Here is a 16,488-nt window from a genome sequence, read left to right on the forward strand (position 1 = left end):
CGTTACTCCGCGCTCATTTCCATCTCTGGACTCAATGTCCCCAACCAGGCCACCAACCCCACAATCAACACCGCCGCCACCCACTCCACTACCACACTGCGCCGCAAAGCATTCGCCGCTACCTGGTATTGCCTGTCCCCCAGCGACCGTTCCAAGAGTGGCCCAAGTTGAAACCGATTCAACGCGGCCAGCACCAGCATCCCGGCAAACAACCCCACTTTGATAAATAGCAAAATCCCGTAGGTACTGAGAAACACCTCGTCAAGTTCAGGGCCGACGATGAACAGGTAGTTCACGATTCCCGTTACGGTGATCATGACAACAATCACCGCGCCCACCCATTCAAACCGCTTAACAGCACGGACGAGCAGCCGGATGCGCTCTTCGCTTTGCAGTGAGTTGATCCTCGCTAACAAGGCAAATGCGATCAACCCACCCAGCCACGCCCCCGCCGCCAGCAGATGCAAGATGTCGGTGATGAAATGCCAATACCGCCGGCTACCTTCATCCATCGCCCCATGACCGCTCCAGGCCAGGCTGGCGAGGGCGATGCCTCCAGCAGCAGACGCGATCAGCAGACTGACGCCGGGCGCCCGTTGGTTGAACATGACCGCCAAACTGCCGACAACCAGTGCAACAATGCGAATCGTCCAGGCCAACCCCACGTCTGTCTCAAGCACCATCATCTCGATATGCGGACGCAGCTCGGCAAAATCCGACTCGCCGCTCATGGCGCTCGCCATCATCACCATGCTGGCGACGGAAAACAGCACACCCAGCACCGCCGTTCCCACCAACATTGACCGAAACGGTAACGCCGCGCCCGATATCCGTTCCTGTCCTTTAAGGCTATAGAGCCCAAACAGCGCCAAGCCAAACAGCAACATCAAATCCACATACAACCCAAAGCGCAGTGCAATGCTGACCGAGTCGCTCATCCATCACTTCACTTTGAACGTAACGTTGCCGGTGATCGGGTGAGTGTCCGAGGACACCGCGCGCCATTCGACTTTGTAGGTGCCGGCAGGCAGTGGCGAAAGCGGTGTGATGACCATGGTTTTCGGGTCGCTGCCGCCGGAGACTTTGGCTTTCATGGGCATGGGGGAGTGCGCCATGCCGGGCATTTCGGTCATGACCAGTTTCGCGCCGGAAAACTGGGTCATGAGGCTTTCGGAAAAGTGCAGTTCGATTTTGCCGGGTGCTGCGCCATCCGCACCTTCTGCCGGAGTGGAGGAAAGCAGTTTTGGGTGCGCTTGAGCGAGCGCGCTCATGAGTAGCCCAATGGCAACAGCGGTAGTTTTAATCATGCGCATGCAAGGCCTCTTACCGCTTTAAGCGGTTGTTTTTTTGGTTGTTGAGTTAATGCGTTTAGAACCACAGGCGAACACCGAGGACCAGGCGTGCTTCGCTGCGATCCTCACCTTCGTGGTTGGCGTAGTCGGCGGTTTTGCCGTAGGTCCGGTTCCAGGTCACGCCGATGTAAGGCGCGATTTCCCGGCGGATTTCATAGCGCAGCCGCAGACCGGCTTCGGTATTGGACAGCCCGGAGCCGATCCCCCGTTGCGGATCGTTTTTGCCGTAGGCGTTGAGCTCGGCGGTCGGCTGCAGAATCAGTCGGTTGGTGAGCAGGATGTCGTAGTCGCCCTTAAGTCGTGCAGCGGTTTGGCCGCCTTCGCCGATGAAGGCGGTGGCTTCGGTTTCGAAGTTGTACAGCGCCATGCCTTGCACGCCGAACGCGGCCCAGGTTTGCGGGTCGCCAGGTTTGAAATCCTGGCGAATGCCGGTTACCACGTCCCACCACGGGGAGATTGCGTGCCCCCACAGGGCCTGGATTTCGGCGTCTTCGGTTTTGCCGTTGGTGCGTTCGCCTTCGGAGCGCAGCCACAGCCGATCGATGTCGCCGCCGATCCAGCCGGAGAGATCCCAGGCCAGAGTGCTGCCGTTGTCAGCGTCCTGCCATTCGAGTTTGTCGGCGAGGAAGTAATAGTTGAGCGCGGTGTCATGCACGCCGTGGCCGGTCGGGCTGGCATACACGGCGGCCCGGTCGGCATCGGTCAGCGCCGGGATCGGCGTGCGGCTTTCGGTCGGCGCGGCGGGCTGCATCTGGCCGTCATCCATGCTTTGCATTTGGCTAGGGTCCATGCCCTGCATCTGGCTGTGATCCATGTTCTGCATGTCGTCGGTGGCGGCCATCGCCGAAGAAAGTGTCAGGCTCGCGGTCACGAGCGCCAAAGAGAGGGGGGTGAGTCTGGTCATGGGTAGGCGTCTCATTCTTCCACGCGAACTTCACGGAACATGCCCATTTCCATGTGGTACAGGAGATGGCAGTGATAGGCCCAGCGGCCGAGCGCATCGGCGGTGACCCGATAGCTGCGTCGGGAACCGGGCGGCATGTCGATGGTGTGTTTGCGCACCATGAACTCGCCTTTCTCATCTTCGAGGTCGCTCCACATGCCATGCAGATGGATCGGGTGGGTCATCATTGTGTCGTTGACCAGCACCACCCGAACCCGCTCGCCATATTTGAGGCGCACAGGTTCGGCGTTGGAGAACTTCACACCGTTGAACGACCAGGCGAATTTCTCCATGTGGCCGGTGAGGTGCAGTTCAATCGTGCGGCTCGGGTCGCGGCCGTCCGGGTCTTCGAAGGTGCTGCGAAGGTCGGAATAGGTCAGGACGCGGCGGCCGTTGTTGCGCAGGCCCAGGCCGGGATCGTCGAGTTTGGGGGCGGTGGTCATGGCTTGCATGTCCACCAGCGGGTTGTCTTTTTCCGTCTCGGGATGGGACTGCATGCCGGGCATGGCCATGGCGCTGTGATCCATGCCCGCCATGCTGCCGTGATCCATCCCGCCCATGCCCATGTCATCCATGGTCACCAGCGGTCGAGGGTCCAGCGGCGGTACCGGTGCGGATAAACCAGCCTTCGCTGCAAGCGTGCCGCGTGCAAAGCCAGTCCGATCCATCGACTGGGCGAACAAGGTGTAAGCCGCTTCGGTCGGCTCGACAATCACATCGAAGGTCTCCGCCACCGCAATGCGAAACTCATCGACACTCACCGGTTTGACGTGTAGCCCATCCGCAGCGACCACCGTCATTTTCAGTCCGGGAATGCGCACGTCGAAATACGTCATGGCGGAGCCGTTGATGAAGCGCAGGCGCAACTTCTCGCCCGGACGGAACACGCACGTCCAGTTCGAGTTCGGCGCCTGGCCGTTCATCAAGTAGGTGTAAGTCGCGCCGCTGACGTCTGCCAGGTCGGTGGGGTTCATCTTCATTTTGGCCCACATCTTTCGATCGGCGACCGTGGACCCCCAACCTTTCTCACTGACGTCGTGGATGAAATCACCCACGGTGGGCTTGTTGTAGTTGTAGTAATCGGACTGCTTTTTCAGCGTCTTCATCAGGCCGACCGGATCTTCATCGGTCCAGTCGGTCAGCATCACCACGTAATCGCGGTCGTACTGGAACGGCTCCGGTTCCTTGGCGTCAATCACCAACGGCCCGTAAACGCCGGACTGCTCCTGAAATCCCGAATGGCTGTGGTACCAGTAAGTGCCGTTCTGCCGGACCTTGAACTGGTAGACATACATGCCATCTGGCTCGATGCCGTGAAAGCTCAGCCCCGGCACGCCGTCCATGTTGGCTGGCAGCAAGATGCCGTGCCAGTGAATGGAGGTGTTGTCCTTGAGTTTGTTCTTCACCCGCAATGTAACTGTGTCGCCTTCTCGCCAGCGCAGAAGGGGCCCGGGAATACCACCGTTGATGGTCATCGCGGTGCGCGGGTTGCCCGTGATGTTGACCGGGGTTTCGCCGATGAGCAGGTCGAAATCGGTGCCCGCCAACACCTGAGGCTCGCCAGGACTGGTGACCGCCCAGACAGGCGTGCGCCATAACCCGAGGCCGCTGAGGAGCCCGCCCACGGCCAGCCCCTTCACGAAGGTGCGTCTTGATGTGTTGGAATGCATGCCGTTTTCCCGGTCTGTCAGCGTGGAGAGAGCTTGACGACGAGGCTAACGGCCGGTGCCTTTCAGCAGGCTGAGGCGCAGATTACAGTTTTGACAGGTTCAAACTGTGACTATTGGCGTGTATTGGGCGTTGACGCTGCGGCAACAGTGCCGCTACCGCAATTGATATACGAAGACGACTTCAACCAGCGCTGATCCGGATAGTAAGAAAACAACAACTGCCCATCTTTCATCGAATCAATCAACTTATGCGCAATCGCCGGCCGCACAGCCGGACAACCCAGGCTTCTACCGATCCGGCCATTCGCTCGGGCAAGAACCGGACTGACATAGGGCGCCCCGTGAATAACGATCGCCCGCTCAAATGCGTTGTCATTGAAGCCCGGCTCCAGACCTTCCATGCGCAAGGAATAACCGTTCTGGCCGACATAGCTCGACTGGGTGCGGTACAAGCCGAGGCTGGTAGCAAAGCTTTCATTCTGGTTGGAGAACTTGACCGCCATGTTCTCGCCGCTGTTGCGACCATGGGCAACCAGCTCGTGGAACAGTAATTTGCGTTTCTTCAGATCGAACACCCACAACCGTTGTTCGGTCGAAGGCAGTGAGTAGTCGATGACAGCAAGTCTTTGGACAGGTGCTTTACCTTGGGCCAAGCTGCATTGGGTAGCGCGTACGGCCAGCCCGATGACTTTGGCGTTGGCGCCTGGTGCTGCTTTGAGCAGCGCGGCTTCAAGCGAATCGGCGTAGGCTGCCGGTACCGAAACTAACGTCAGCAGCAAGGCCGTGAATAGGAAACCAAAGCGGTCTAGTGCCATATGTAAGTCTCACATTAATGTTTCGAGTCTAGCAGTGCGCAGGATGCTAGCCGTTGAATACGGGGCGATTAAGGATTATCCATGGGGCAATTAACAAGGTTATTCGTCATAAGCCGCATCTTTTTTATGGGCTTTCTGATCAGCGGCGCGGCTATTGCAGAAACTTCGCCGATTGAGGCAGTATCTGCAGTCATCAGCAGAACTGGCGCAGCACCTGACGATTACGTCGCTCAAACGATTCAGGCGGCACTTGAGCCATTGAGTTCATCGTTTCCACCCTTGCTCACTTCCCGTAGCTATCGTCGGGTGGATCCGAGTCGCGTGGTCATGGATTTTTACATGCATCGGGGTTATCGCTCGGCTTGGGCGAACGACAGCGATGTCATCCAGTTATTGAAAAGCCTGAGCGAGACCCAGGCCGATGGGTTGGACCCTGCGGACTTTCATATTGATGAGTTGGCGAACGCCAGAGCGTCGATGCAGGCAGCGGAGCCGACGGTGGCGCAACGGGCGGCGTTCGATATCGCGGCGACCCGGACCTTTATCACGGCGCTGCTGCAATTACGGCGCGGCAAGGTTGACCCTTCGCGTCTGGACATCCATTGGAACTTCGACCCCGTCGGCGCCGATCCTCGTGGAGACATGAACAACCTGTTCGCTGCGCTCGATGCTCATGACGTTGCACGCGCCTTTGCTCAAGCGCCGCCACAAGAGGCGGTTTATCGCAGCCTGCGCGTGGGTCTGGCGCAACTGCGCAAGGTTCGGGATGCTGGCGGCTGGCCGAAGATTGCCGAAGGCCAATCGCTCAAGCCAGGTATGGACGATGCCTCTGTCGCGCAGTTGCGAGCACGGTTGGTGGCAGGCGGTTATCTGGCCCCATCAAAGAAGCAACGCACTGATTACGACGACAGCGTCGCTGCGGCGGTGAAAAAGTATCAAACCGAGCAATACCTGGGGGCGGATGGCGTGGCGGGGGCCGCGACATTGGCTGCGTTGAATGTGCCCGTAGAGGCGCGGATAGACCAGGTTCGGGTGAACATGGAGCGCGCGCGTTGGTTGCTGTACAAACTTCAGGGCACTTTTGTCATCGTTGATATTGCGGGTTACAAGGTGGCGCTTTATCGCGACGGTAAGGCAATATGGCGTTCGCGGGTTCAGGTCGGTAAGCCGTTCCGCAGTACGCCGGTGTTTCAATCCGAGATTACTTACGTAACGTTCAACCCCACCTGGACCGTGCCACCGACGATCCTCGTCAAAGATTTGCTGCCGAAGATTCAAAGAGATCCCGGCTACCTTGCGGCCAACCGGATAAGAGCGCTTGATCGAGAGGGGAATGTGCTCGATCCAGCGACCGTCGACTGGAGTAATGCGCGCGGTATCACGCTACGACAGGATGCAGGCCCGGACGGCTCGCTCGGGCAGGTGGCCATTCGGTTTCCCAATGAATATTCGATTTACCTCCACGACACGCCGCATCGCGAGTTGTTTGCGCAATCGCGCCGTGCCACCAGTTCAGGCTGCATACGGGTGGAGAACCCGCTGCAGTTGGTAGAGCTACTGTTCAACGACCCGGTTCGTTGGAACAGCGCCGGGATACAGGCTCAACTGGCGAACGGCAAGACCGAAAACATCAGGCTTCCCGTCAAGGTGCCGGTGCTGTTGGCTTACTGGACGGTGGACCTGAGTAACGATGGTCGAGTGATGTTTAAACCCGATGTATACGGGTACGATTCCGCGGTATTGCGGGGGTTGAATCTGCCTTCGGAACTGCCTGTTCTGGATGTGCGACGAGCAGGAACTTCTGCTGTCGCGACGGGGCAAAACCGGCAATGGCCGTGAAGGAAGCGGGACCTGCTATCCGTATGTAACGGGCAGGTCATCGATGCACCAGCGATGCAAGCGCTCTGCGTCAACCTTTGCGCTCCGTCGCAGATTCAGGGGTTGGCGAAGCCAAAAGGTTGGCTCGCCCGTTGAAAACTATCACAATGCAAAATAGTCACTGATTATCGATGTGAAAGGATTGGAAATTGAAGATGGATGTTGCGCAAAAAAAACCGTTACTCAACACAGGTATGCTTGATGGGCATGACCTCGATGAGTGCCGCAACATCCAAAAAGGTGCCGTGTTTATCATTGCCTCGGGGGCGTCCGCTAAAGATTTTCCGCTGGAAAAGTTTGCAGACGTTCCGATGATCACGATGAACGGTGCCATTTCCATGTTCTCCGGGACAGGTATCAAGCCGTTCTTTTATGCCTGTACGGATCAAGGCTTTTCCCGACAGCAACCCGAACTGTTTTCAGAGGCCATGCGCATCAGTCAGCGGGTTGCATTGTGGCAAGAGCACATCTGGCATACGACGGTAGCGCCTGAGGGCGAACTGTATTTACTCGGCCGAGCACCCAAACTCTCCTGGACGGACCTGGTTTTCAGGACCGATAAAGAACTCATCAGAAGTCGCAAACTCGGAAATGGCCGCAATAGAACCCTTGGTTTCAGCAAGAACCTTAAACGCGGTTTTTTTGATGCCCGTACGGTGGCTTATCTGGCTGTGCAGATTGCCTATCACGTGGGCTTTACCAAGGTGTTTTTGGTAGGCGTCGACTTGAATCAGTCTGTGAGTCGTTTTTACGAAGAGGCCGACACGTTAGCGTCGCCATGCCTGCTCGATCAGCATTTTTATACGAGAATCCTGCCGTCGTTCGAGATCTTGTCGAAGTACGTCGTGGATGATGATTTTCAGGTCTACAACCTGTCCAGTGATTCAAGGATTCCGGTTGAGCTCATTCCCCGAGTGACGTTAGATGAGATCGACAAGTTGATCTAAAGGTTGTTCGTGCTTTATTCAAATGGGCGCCCTCGGGGCGCCCATTTTTTGTTTGTAACTGAGTGACCGTCAACCGTTCGGCACCTGCGTCGGATCCCAAATCAGCGTCGCCTAAGCTTTGATTTATCCGGGCATTCTTCCGGAACTTACAAGGAAGGTGTGGCATGACTTTATTAAAGTTCGGCGCGTTGATCCTGATGGTGTGTCTGGCAGGCTGCGTCACTACTAGCAACTATGAACCACCACCGGTACCTGCATCAGCGGTAACGCTTGACGATGGGCAAATCACCAGCACGCTAGTGGGCAAGAAGTTCTATGGCACCACCCGAGAAGGCAGTCATCCGTACTCAATGAGTTTTGCTCCAAACGGAGTAGAGATGTTCGAGATGGCGCCTTACAAACCCGAAAAAGAAAAGTGGACATTGAAAGACGGCGTTATTTGTATCGAAGCAAAAGGGTATCCAACCGAATGCAGCCAAGTGAAGGTCGCCAATAATGAGTATTGGTTCGTCGACCCAAAGAATGGGAGAGTCAACGGGCATTTGAAGCTCACGCCTTGATGGTGATGCTCGTGAAGGAATGGGCGTTCGCGGTACGCCCATTCTTTGTGATCATGCCTGTCCCAGCTCGTCCCGCAAAAACTCCACCAACGCCCGTTGCAACCCGGTCAGTGCTCCCTCGCGGCTGATCAACGCCAACTCCGTCGGCGGCAATTCGGGCAGGTCGGTGCACACGCTGTGCTCAGGTAATACCGCCGAAGCGGGCAGCACCGATACGCCCAGACCTGAAGCCATCGCCGCCTGAATGCCCGTCAGGCTATGACTGCCAAACGCAACCCGCCAGGGCCGCTGAGCCACATCCAGCAGGCGAATGGCCCGTTGACGGTAAATGCAGCCCTGCGGGAACAGCGCCAATGGCAATACCCCGTTGGCTGAATCCACGCCTGCACCTTTGACCCACACCAACACTTCCGGCCAGGCTGCCCAGCACGGCCCGCTGTCCGGTTCGCGCTTGACCAATGCAATGTCGAGGGCGCCCGCGCTCAGTTTCTGTTTGAGATCGGCGCTCATGCCGCTGATGGTTTCCAGGCGCGCTTCAGGTCTGGCCCGATTGAAGCCGGCGAGAATGACTGCCAGGCGCCTGGCGTCGAAATCCTCCGGTACGCCAATGCGCAGGATCTCCAGATCGAGGTCACTGGCCAATGCTTCAACCGCCTCCGAGGACAGCGCCAGCAAGCGCCGGGCATAGTGAATCAGCAGTTCGCCATGCTCGGTGACACTGACGTTCTGCCCGGTCCGATCGATGCGATATTAAGCACGCTGGATCAGGTCGTGCCCTTGTTCACATCCCTTGGCTGGTAAAACACGGAGTCGTCATGGCACATACCCTTGCAGGCAGTTCCCGTCCCTCGCGTTACGCCGATCTGAATCTCGATTCGGAGGCCGTCATCACCGCTCGCACGGAATTGGCAGCGTGCTTTCAACTGGCGGCGCTTTACGGATTGGAGGAGGGCATCTGTAACCATTTTTCCGCCATGGTGCCAGGCCGCGATGATCTGTTTTTTGTGAACCCCTACGGCTACGCGTTCGAAGAGGTCACCGCTGACAACCTGCTGGTCTGCGATTTTCACGGCAGCGTCGTGGTGGGCGAAGGGCTGCCGGAAGCGACCGCGTTCTATATCCACGCGCGACTGCACAAACAGCTGCCGAGGGTGAAAGTGGGCGACCCAGCGCGAACTCAAGCCGGTGCCCCATGAGATTGCCCAGCGGGCCTATGAGCAAATGCGCCTGGGGGATGCAGAAAGTGCTCGGGCGCATTTGCACAGTGCAATGCGGCGGCTAGCCAAAGGACATTTGCCCCATACCCCCTCGTAGACTAAGCTCACAAAAAATAAGGGTTTTGGGGTGTTACCCATGCCTTACCCTTACAGGACGAGCTTTTGCCTATCCCTCTTCACGATCCGTCCAACGCCACCGGCGTCACGTTGAAACGATTACCTCTGCGCAAGGCCGCGGTGCTGTTTATCGCGGTCGTGTGCCTGAGCCTGTGCGGTTTGCTTTACCTGCAACTGGAGCAATCGCGCCGGCATGACCTGGCATTGGCGCAAGTGGCGTCATCAAACCTGGCGCGGGCCATGGCGCAGCAGGCCGAAGACACCTTCATGCAAGCCGATCTGGTGCTGACCAGTCTGACCGACTGGATTCAGGCTGACGGTTTCGGCGCGCCCCAAAAGGCACGCTTGCAGAAAACGTTCGCCCGACGGGTGCGGGCGCTGAATCAATTGCACGGGATATTTCTGTTCGACCAAAAGGGGCAGTGGGTCGTTACCTCTTTCGACGACCTGCCACGCGGACCAGGTGTGGCGGATCGCGATTATTTCAAGTTCCACCAGCAGAACGTCTCCTCCCTGGCGCACATCGGGCCGGCAATTCGCAGTCGGGAAAATGGCGAGTGGATCATTCCGGTATCCAAGCGTGTGAACGACAAGAATGGCAATTTCCAGGGCGTCTTGTTGGCCGGTATCAAGATGGCGTACTTCGATCAGTTCTTCAAAAGCTTCAGCATTGATGACGACGGTTCGATGTTTTTGGGATTGACCGACGGAACGCTGCTGGCGCGACGGCCGTTTGTGGAGTCGCAGATTGGCACATCACTGGCCAAGAGCGAGATCTTCGAGAAATTGCTGCCCAACGCGCCTTCCGGTAACGCGATGTTCAGCTCGCTGGTCGATGGGGTTGTGCGGTTGCATGGCTACCGTCAGCTCGACTCTTATCCTGTGGTCGTGTCTGCCGCCTCGTCCAGGGAATCGATTCTCAAGGATTGGTACGACACGGCATTTCGCTCCACAGTCATCGTTGCCCTGGTGGTATTGGGCGTGGGGCTGTTCGGTTGGATGTTCCTTTATCAGGTGCGTGTCGGCGAACAGGTCGAGGCGGATTTGCGCAAGGCAAAGGAAGCGCTGAAGCTGATCGCGACCCACGACAGCCTGACCGGCCTGGGCAATCGCCGGCTGTTCGAGGGAGCGCTGGACATCGAGTTCGGCCGAGGCGCCCGGCAGTCGAGTTCGCTGAGCCTGATCATGCTCGATATCGATTACTTCAAGCGCTACAACGACGCTTACGGCCACGTGGCGGGGGACCATTGCCTGGCTGAAGTGGCGCGGGCGGTGAAGGGGTGCTGCCATCGAAAAGCCGATTTGGCCGTGCGGTATGGCGGTGAGGAATTTGCGGTATTGCTGCCCGACACCGACATTCATGGCGCGATGGTGATTGCCGAGCAGATCCGCCGCAGCGTCATGGACAAGAACATCATCCATAGCGGTTCACCGTCGGGCTTCGTGACGGTCAGTCTGGGTTGTTATTCGTTTGTGCCGACGGGGCGGGACAGCATGGAAGTGTTCATCGAACGTGCGGATGCGGCGCTGTATCAAGCCAAGCATTCGGGGCGAAACCGCTCGGCGGTGCTGTCGATGGAGGGCGGTGTCGAGGCACTGCTGCGTTCGGATCGTTGAGGTGTCTCGAGAGGGTGTTTCACCCGCGCAACACCCCGACCAGCCGGCTGTCTGCCTGTCAGATTCTCTTCAATTGATCGTCTAGAGTTGCGGTAACGCTGCCGATCCCGGCAGGTCTCCCCACCGCACGGATGATCGTCAGAATGTTGATTACTCAAGCATTGACAGCCGTTGCTCTAACCGTTGCAGCCTGCGCCATCTTCCCGCTCGCGGGCCACGCTCAATCGAAAGTCACAGCCGAAGAAGCACACGCCATCGGCGTGGATGCCTATGTGTATTTTTATCCGCTGTTGACCATGGACATCACCCGCAAGCAATTCACCAACATCGAACCGGGCAAGGAATTCGGTAAAGGTCCGATGAATATGTTTGTCAGTGTTCCGCAGTATCCACCTGCCGATTTCAAAGGGGTGGTGCGCTCGAATTTCGACACCTTGTATTCCATTGCCTGGCTGGATTTGACCAAAGAACCGCTGGTGATCGCAGCGCCCGATACGGCCGGGCGTTTTTACTTGCTGCCGATGCTCGACATGTGGACCGATGTATTCGCCTCACCGGGCTGGCGCACCACGGGCACTCAAGCGGGGCAGTTTCTGGTGACACCGCCGGGCTGGACCGGGACGGTGCCTGCCGGACTGAACCATCTGCCGGCGCCTACACCCTTTGTCTGGGTTATTGGCCGCACCAAGACCGATGGCGCTGCGGACTACGCGGCCGTGCACAAAATCCAGGCTGGCTACACCGTGACACCGTTGTCCCGACTGGGTAAAAGCCCCGAGCCGGTCAGCGTGAACATTGACCCTGTCGTGGACATGAAGACCCCGCCAAAAATCCAGGTCGACTCAATGTCGGCGGCGAACTACTTTGCCTACGCCGCCGAACTGCTCAAAGTGCACCCCGCGCACATCACCGATCAGCCGATCCTGGCGCAGATGAAGCGTATCGGTATCGAACCCGGAAAATCCTTCAACATGGATGCGCTGGACCCTGAAATCAAAACTGCGCTTCAGAGCGTGCCCGAGGACGCGCAGGCGCTGATGACGTGGAAGGTTCCAACCCTCGCTCGCGTGGTCAACGGCTGGTCAATGAACACCGACACCATGGGCGTCTACGGCAACTACTACCTCAAGCGGGCGATCGTCACGCAACTCGGGCTCGGCGCCAACTTGCCGGAGGATGCGATTTATCCGCTGAACATTGGCGATGTCGAAGGCAAGCCACTCGATGGAGCGAACAAGTACGTGCTGCATTTCGACAAGGGTGAAACGCCGCCGGTAAACGCTTTCTGGTCGATCACCTTGTACGACCCCGAGGGTTTCCAGGTCGGCAATGCGCTCAACCGCTTTGCACTCAGTAGCTGGATGCCGTTCAAGACTAACGCCGACGGTTCGCTGGACATCTACCTCCAGCACGAAAATCCCGGCAAGGAACTTGAAGCCAATTGGCTGCCGGCACCGAAGGGCGGGTTCAACCTGACCATGCGTTTGTATGGGCCCAAGCCCGAGGTTTTGAACGGCAAGTGGAGCCCGCCACCGGTCAAGCCCGCCTAGTCCCACGCTTCAGCCCCCAAGGCAGTCGACGATCATCGGCTGCTTTTACGCGTCCAGCTGCCCGTCCCGCCGCCGGCACCGCCCGTTCCACCGCCCGCCGCGCCCGTGCCACCCCCCGCGCCTGAGCCGCTGTTCCCAGCATTGCCAGCATTTGCGCCACCCGACGAGCCCGATCCGCTATTGCCGCCCTCAGCGTTATGGTCGCTCGAGGGTTGGCCAGGGTTATTGTTGGGCGCCATTGTCGAGCCGCCGATTGAACCCGATTGGGTGCCGGTCGCATCAGCGCCATCGGCTGAGGCTGCAAAAATGCCGACGGACAGGGCGGACAGCACGCCAGTCAGTAACAGGGAAGTCATTTTGATGCTCATCATGGTGCGTCTCCAAAGATGAGTCGTTACCTGATGTTGGTGTGAAGGGCCGGGCGCGGGTTTCAGGCGAAGGCCTCGCGCAGGTGGCTGATCGCTGCTTCTACTGTCATTCCCGGTGCAGTCGGCGGATCAGGCCGTTCGCAAAACTCACGCCATACAAACAGCGTCAGCTCGGCACCGTCGGTGATGCTTTCCGGGTTGGGGGATGAGAAGGTCTCTAGCACTCTGTAGCGTTCATCCTGCCAGAACAAATCCTCGACCCAGTCGTAAATCGGTATCACATGAAAGTGAATCGGATGGCCGGGCTCATGTCCGTAACGCCCGATGTACAGCCGTTTGGGTTTGAACAACGTTTCGACAATCCGTTGTGTTTTCGCCAGCAGCGGGCCGAGTTCGGCGAGTGCGCGTTCGGGCAGTTCGTGGAGCGCGCTGACGTTCGCTCGGGCGCCGAGCATGACGTAACCAGGCAATGCCGAGTTGAGGCGGTGGTTGACGATCCAGTGTTCGGTTTCATGGAGGATCAAGTGCTGGGGGATGAGGGGCATGTCATGACTTCCTTTTCTTGCGCGATAACAAACGATGGCGACGTACCCCGTCGGGAGTACGCGGGTGATGCGTGCAACTACAGGGCTACGGCCGTCGATTGGCAATGGCTGTGTCAACGGTTCTTCAATTGCTGCAATGGCTTGCGTTATCCAGGCGCCAGGGCCCAGCATGGCTGCTATGGTCAGTGAACGTTCGGCGAGTGCCCAGGTAAAAAAGCATTTCGAGCGTCGCATCCCGATCAGGCAATCGATTGACAGGATCAAGTGCATGGACATGAACGCTGTTACCACCGTCGTCGCTCCCCGTCATACGCCGATAACCCGTAACCTGGTGTTTGCCGTCGGCTTGCTGTTTGTTCTGGGTGTGCTGATCGCCCTGTTGGCCTTGTTCAACATTGCCGGGAGACTGGACGCCCAGGACCTGGCCAAGACCACTTTCTACACCCAGCGTGCGCTGGAAAATCGCATCACCGCCTCGAAAAGCTACATCGCCAGTTATGCAAACTGGACGAGCGCCTACGACCATTTGAACGGCACGGTCGATGTGCAATGGGCCTACGTCGAGCAGAACCTGGGCAAAACCTTGTTCAGCATCGATCACTATGATGGCGTCTTCGTGGTCGATCATCAGCAAACCAAATACGCAGTGGTGCGCGGGCTTCAGGTGCAGGAAGCTGCGACCACCTATCTTTCGGCATCGATGGCGACGCTGATAGAGGCAGTTCAGCGTCAGGAAAGCCTCATTGATCCCGTCAGCCAGTTCACGCTGTTCGAGGGCAAGCCGGCATTGCTGACGGCCGCCGCGATCGTCCCCAATGACGAAAGGCCAGCGGTCGATCCCCAAAGCACCTCGGTGCTGGTGTTCGTCGACCAATTAAGCCCTGACAAGCTCAGCGCCCTGAGCGCCGATTACGGTTTGCATGATTTAAACCTGGCGCCTGATGACACCATTTCGCCCGGCAGGCCAGTCGTGGCACTGGCGGACACCGGCTACAGCCTGGTTTCCCGACTTGAGCAACCGGGTCACCAGTTACTCTGGTCGCTGCTGCCGCCATTGGGCGGCGCGCTGTTGGTGCTGGCGTTGTTAACGGCTTATTTCTTCCGGTATGTCTTGCGCACGTCCGGGCACGTGGATGCCAGCTACACCAGCCTCGATTTATCGAACCAGGCGCTGGAGGCCAGTGAAGAGCGTTTTCGTGCCGTGGCTGAGGCCGCTTCCGATTGGATCTGGGAAATCGACGACAAACATTGCATCTCTTATCTGTCAGGACGTTTCGCCACCGTCACCGGTTTTTCCGATCAGCAATGGATCGGGCAGGACATCGGGCAACTGCTCAATTGCGAGACGATCCCCTTGTCGCTGTGGCTGCATAAGCTCAATGAAGAACAACCGGTCAGCCATTTGCGCTGCTCCTATCGCGATCAGTCGGGGCAACAACGTATTTGCCGGGTTTCGGCACGACCGATCCATCGCAAGGGCGCGGTGCTGGGCTATCGCGGAACGGCCAGCGACATCACCGATGAAGTCGCCGCCCATGCCCAGATCCAGCACCTGTCGTTGCACGATGCCCTGACGGGGCTGCCGAATCGCAACAAACTGGCGCGTTTTCTCGACGAGGCCCTGGCGCAGAAAGAGCATTCGGCGGCGCTGGCGTTGTTGATGATCGATCTGGATAACTTCAAGCCGATCAACGATTCCCTTGGCCACCCGGCCGGCGACGCCGTACTGCTGGAAGTGGCCACCCGATTGCGCGAGTGCACGCGGGACATCGATCTGGTCGCCCGGCTCGGTGGTGATGAGTTTGTGCTGGTGCTCAACGGCATGGACAGCCACGCCGAAATCGACCGGTTCTGCGAACGTTTGCTCGAGAGCCTGCAGCAGCCGATTCATTACGAGCATCACACGCTGCACATCGGCGCGAGCATCGGTGTCGCCTTGAGTCGGCGTCAGGGGCACATTCCCAATGAACTGATCCGGTGTGCCGACATTGCGCTGTATCAGGCTAAATCCGACGGCAAGAAGACCTGGTGTTACTTTGCGCCGCACATGAACGATCAGATCCAGCACCGCCGACAATTGGAAAACGACCTGCGCCGGGCGATCAAGAACCACGAGTTCGTGATGCATTACCAGCCACGCTACAACATGGGCGGCAAGCAGGTGGTTTCGGTAGAAGCGTTGCTGCGCTGGCAGCATCCGGAACAGGGGTTGCTGAGCCCCGACGAGTTTATCCCTTTGGCCGAGCAGACTGATCTGATCGTGCCTTTGGGGCGCTGGGTGTTGCGCGAAGCCTGTGAAACGGCCCTGACCTGGCCCGGTGCGTTGATGGTGTCGGTCAATTTGTCGCCTGTTCAATTTGCCCGCAGTGATGTGGTGGAGGACGTCAGGGAGGCATTGATCCAGAGCCGTTTGCCGGCCAGTCGTCTGGAGCTGGAAATCACCGAAAACGTGATGCTCATCGATGTGGATGGCGCGTTGGCGACCATGAATGCGCTCAAGGAACTGGGCGTGCGGTTGAACATGGACGACTTCGGGACCGGCTATTCGTCCCTGGGTTACTTGCGCACGTACCCGTTCGACGGGATCAAGATCGACAAGCGTTTCATCTCGTCCATGAGCGGCGGCGGCAATGACCGCGCCGTGGTGCAGGCGATCATCAACCTGGGCAAAGCCATGGGCCTGACCGTGACGGCAGAGGGCGTCGAGACCCTGGAGCAACTGGACTTTCTGGTCTCGGACCAGTGCAATGAGGTGCAGGGTTTTTACTTGAGTCGGCCTATGGAAAAGCAGGCGTTACTGCCATTGCTCAAGGCGTCGCATGACGAGTTTCCAGTGTAGGGACGTGCCTTTAGTCGCCTCTCTCGCTCATAGAGGCAACTGCCGGGGCGCACCCCCGGTCACAACTGGA

13 protein-coding genes and 2 pseudogenes are annotated in these 16,488 nt (G+C 58.2%); 7 read left to right on the forward strand and 8 right to left on the reverse strand.

All coding sequences use genetic code 11. The features are described 5' to 3' along the window. Positions 1–2 precede the first annotated feature (2 nt). The 5 genes from copD to JFU47_RS27070 all read right to left on the reverse strand — a co-directional run bounded on the left by copD (position 3) and on the right by JFU47_RS27070 (position 4,780). Complete coding sequence (gene copD / locus JFU47_RS27050) at positions 3–938, reverse strand: copper homeostasis membrane protein CopD (RefSeq protein ID WP_201186928.1); 936 nt, start codon at positions 936–938, stop codon at positions 3–5. Positions 939–941: 3 nt separating this feature from the next. Further along, a complete protein-coding gene (gene copC / locus JFU47_RS27055; RefSeq protein WP_084318037.1) occupies positions 942–1,313 on the reverse strand; it encodes a copper homeostasis periplasmic binding protein CopC in 372 nt (123 codons plus the stop codon). A 55-nt stretch (positions 1,314–1,368) separates the two neighbouring features. Next, positions 1,369–2,256: a copper resistance protein B gene (locus JFU47_RS27060; protein ID WP_201186930.1), complete on the reverse strand. Its 888-nt coding sequence runs from the start codon at positions 2,254–2,256 to the stop codon at positions 1,369–1,371. Between the two features lie 11 nt (positions 2,257–2,267). Continuing rightward, entirely contained in the window at positions 2,268–3,965 is a 1,698-nt protein-coding gene (locus JFU47_RS27065; protein WP_201186939.1) for a copper resistance system multicopper oxidase, read from the reverse strand. A 110-nt stretch (positions 3,966–4,075) separates the two neighbouring features. After that, entirely contained in the window at positions 4,076–4,780 is a 705-nt protein-coding gene (locus JFU47_RS27070) for a murein L,D-transpeptidase catalytic domain family protein (protein WP_201186941.1), read from the reverse strand. Positions 4,781–4,861: 81 nt separating this feature from the next. Between JFU47_RS27070 and JFU47_RS27075 the strand changes: the two genes are divergently transcribed. The 3 genes from JFU47_RS27075 to JFU47_RS27085 all read left to right on the forward strand — a co-directional run bounded on the left by JFU47_RS27075 (position 4,862) and on the right by JFU47_RS27085 (position 8,165). After that, positions 4,862–6,619, forward strand: coding sequence for a L,D-transpeptidase family protein (locus JFU47_RS27075; protein WP_201186943.1), 1,758 nt, complete (start codon positions 4,862–4,864; stop codon positions 6,617–6,619). 194 nt (positions 6,620–6,813) lie between these two features. Next, on the forward strand, positions 6,814–7,605 hold the full coding sequence (locus JFU47_RS27080; RefSeq protein WP_242485161.1) for a lipopolysaccharide biosynthesis protein: 792 nt from the start codon (positions 6,814–6,816) through the stop codon (positions 7,603–7,605). 164 nt (positions 7,606–7,769) lie between these two features. Next, the gene (locus tag JFU47_RS27085; protein WP_140679671.1) at positions 7,770–8,165 is read left to right on the forward strand and encodes a hypothetical protein; all 396 of its coding nucleotides are present in this window, start codon (positions 7,770–7,772) and stop codon (positions 8,163–8,165) included. A 51-nt stretch (positions 8,166–8,216) separates the two neighbouring features. Here the strand turns inward: JFU47_RS27085 and JFU47_RS27090 are convergent. Continuing rightward, positions 8,217–8,906 (reverse strand): annotated as a pseudogene (locus JFU47_RS27090) (LysR substrate-binding domain-containing protein); the annotation flags it as partial. A gap of 74 nt (positions 8,907–8,980) precedes the next feature. Here JFU47_RS27090 and JFU47_RS27095 point away from each other — a divergent pair. The 3 genes and pseudogenes from JFU47_RS27095 to JFU47_RS27105 all read left to right on the forward strand — a co-directional run bounded on the left by JFU47_RS27095 (position 8,981) and on the right by JFU47_RS27105 (position 12,666). Further along, positions 8,981–9,479, forward strand: a pseudogene (locus JFU47_RS27095) (class II aldolase/adducin family protein). A gap of 65 nt (positions 9,480–9,544) precedes the next feature. Further along, on the forward strand, positions 9,545–11,116 hold the full coding sequence (locus tag JFU47_RS27100; protein WP_201186950.1) for a sensor domain-containing diguanylate cyclase: 1,572 nt from the start codon (positions 9,545–9,547) through the stop codon (positions 11,114–11,116). 143 nt (positions 11,117–11,259) lie between these two features. Then, positions 11,260–12,666, forward strand: a complete 1,407-nt coding sequence (locus JFU47_RS27105) for a DUF1254 domain-containing protein (protein WP_201186952.1) — start codon at positions 11,260–11,262, stop codon at positions 12,664–12,666. Positions 12,667–12,698: 32 nt separating this feature from the next. Here the strand turns inward: JFU47_RS27105 and JFU47_RS27110 are convergent, their stop codons facing one another. Beyond that, positions 12,699–13,037: a hypothetical protein gene (locus tag JFU47_RS27110; protein WP_201186954.1), complete on the reverse strand. Its 339-nt coding sequence runs from the start codon at positions 13,035–13,037 to the stop codon at positions 12,699–12,701. Between the two features lie 59 nt (positions 13,038–13,096). Next, a complete protein-coding gene (locus tag JFU47_RS27115; RefSeq protein ID WP_201186955.1) occupies positions 13,097–13,579 on the reverse strand; it encodes an HIT family protein in 483 nt (160 codons plus the stop codon). A 268-nt stretch (positions 13,580–13,847) separates the two neighbouring features. Here JFU47_RS27115 and JFU47_RS27120 point away from each other — a divergent pair, with 268 nt between their 5' ends. Further along, positions 13,848–16,418, forward strand: coding sequence for a bifunctional diguanylate cyclase/phosphodiesterase (locus JFU47_RS27120; RefSeq protein ID WP_201186957.1), 2,571 nt, complete (start codon positions 13,848–13,850; stop codon positions 16,416–16,418). The last annotated feature ends 70 nt before the right edge of the window (positions 16,419–16,488 follow it).

Origin of the sequence: Pseudomonas sp. TH39(2020), from assembly GCF_016650715.1 — a bacterium.
Lineage (GTDB): Bacteria > Pseudomonadota > Gammaproteobacteria > Pseudomonadales > Pseudomonadaceae > Aquipseudomonas > Aquipseudomonas mandelii_C.

Bases quoted from the DNA above. Each gene is read 5' to 3' on its own strand.
- copD (WP_201186928.1), bottom strand. From the start codon at position 938: ATGAGCGACTCGGTCAGCATTGCACTGCGCTTTGGGTTGTATGTGGAT.
- copC (WP_084318037.1), bottom strand. From the start codon at position 1,313: ATGCGCATGATTAAAACTACCGCTGTTGCCATTGGGCTACTCATGAGC.
- JFU47_RS27060 (WP_201186930.1), bottom strand. From the start codon at position 2,256: ATGACCAGACTCACCCCCCTCTCTTTGGCGCTCGTGACCGCGAGCCTG.
- JFU47_RS27065 (WP_201186939.1), bottom strand. From the start codon at position 3,965: ATGCATTCCAACACATCAAGACGCACCTTCGTGAAGGGGCTGGCCGTG.
- JFU47_RS27070 (WP_201186941.1), bottom strand. From the start codon at position 4,780: ATGGCACTAGACCGCTTTGGTTTCCTATTCACGGCCTTGCTGCTGACG.
- JFU47_RS27075 (WP_201186943.1), top strand. From the start codon at position 4,862: ATGGGGCAATTAACAAGGTTATTCGTCATAAGCCGCATCTTTTTTATG.
- JFU47_RS27080 (WP_242485161.1), top strand. From the start codon at position 6,814: ATGGATGTTGCGCAAAAAAAACCGTTACTCAACACAGGTATGCTTGAT.
- JFU47_RS27085 (WP_140679671.1), top strand. From the start codon at position 7,770: ATGACTTTATTAAAGTTCGGCGCGTTGATCCTGATGGTGTGTCTGGCA.
- JFU47_RS27105 (WP_201186952.1), top strand. From the start codon at position 11,260: ATGTTGATTACTCAAGCATTGACAGCCGTTGCTCTAACCGTTGCAGCC.
- JFU47_RS27110 (WP_201186954.1), bottom strand. From the start codon at position 13,037: ATGATGAGCATCAAAATGACTTCCCTGTTACTGACTGGCGTGCTGTCC.
- JFU47_RS27115 (WP_201186955.1), bottom strand. From the start codon at position 13,579: ATGCCCCTCATCCCCCAGCACTTGATCCTCCATGAAACCGAACACTGG.
- JFU47_RS27120 (WP_201186957.1), top strand. From the start codon at position 13,848: ATGGACATGAACGCTGTTACCACCGTCGTCGCTCCCCGTCATACGCCG.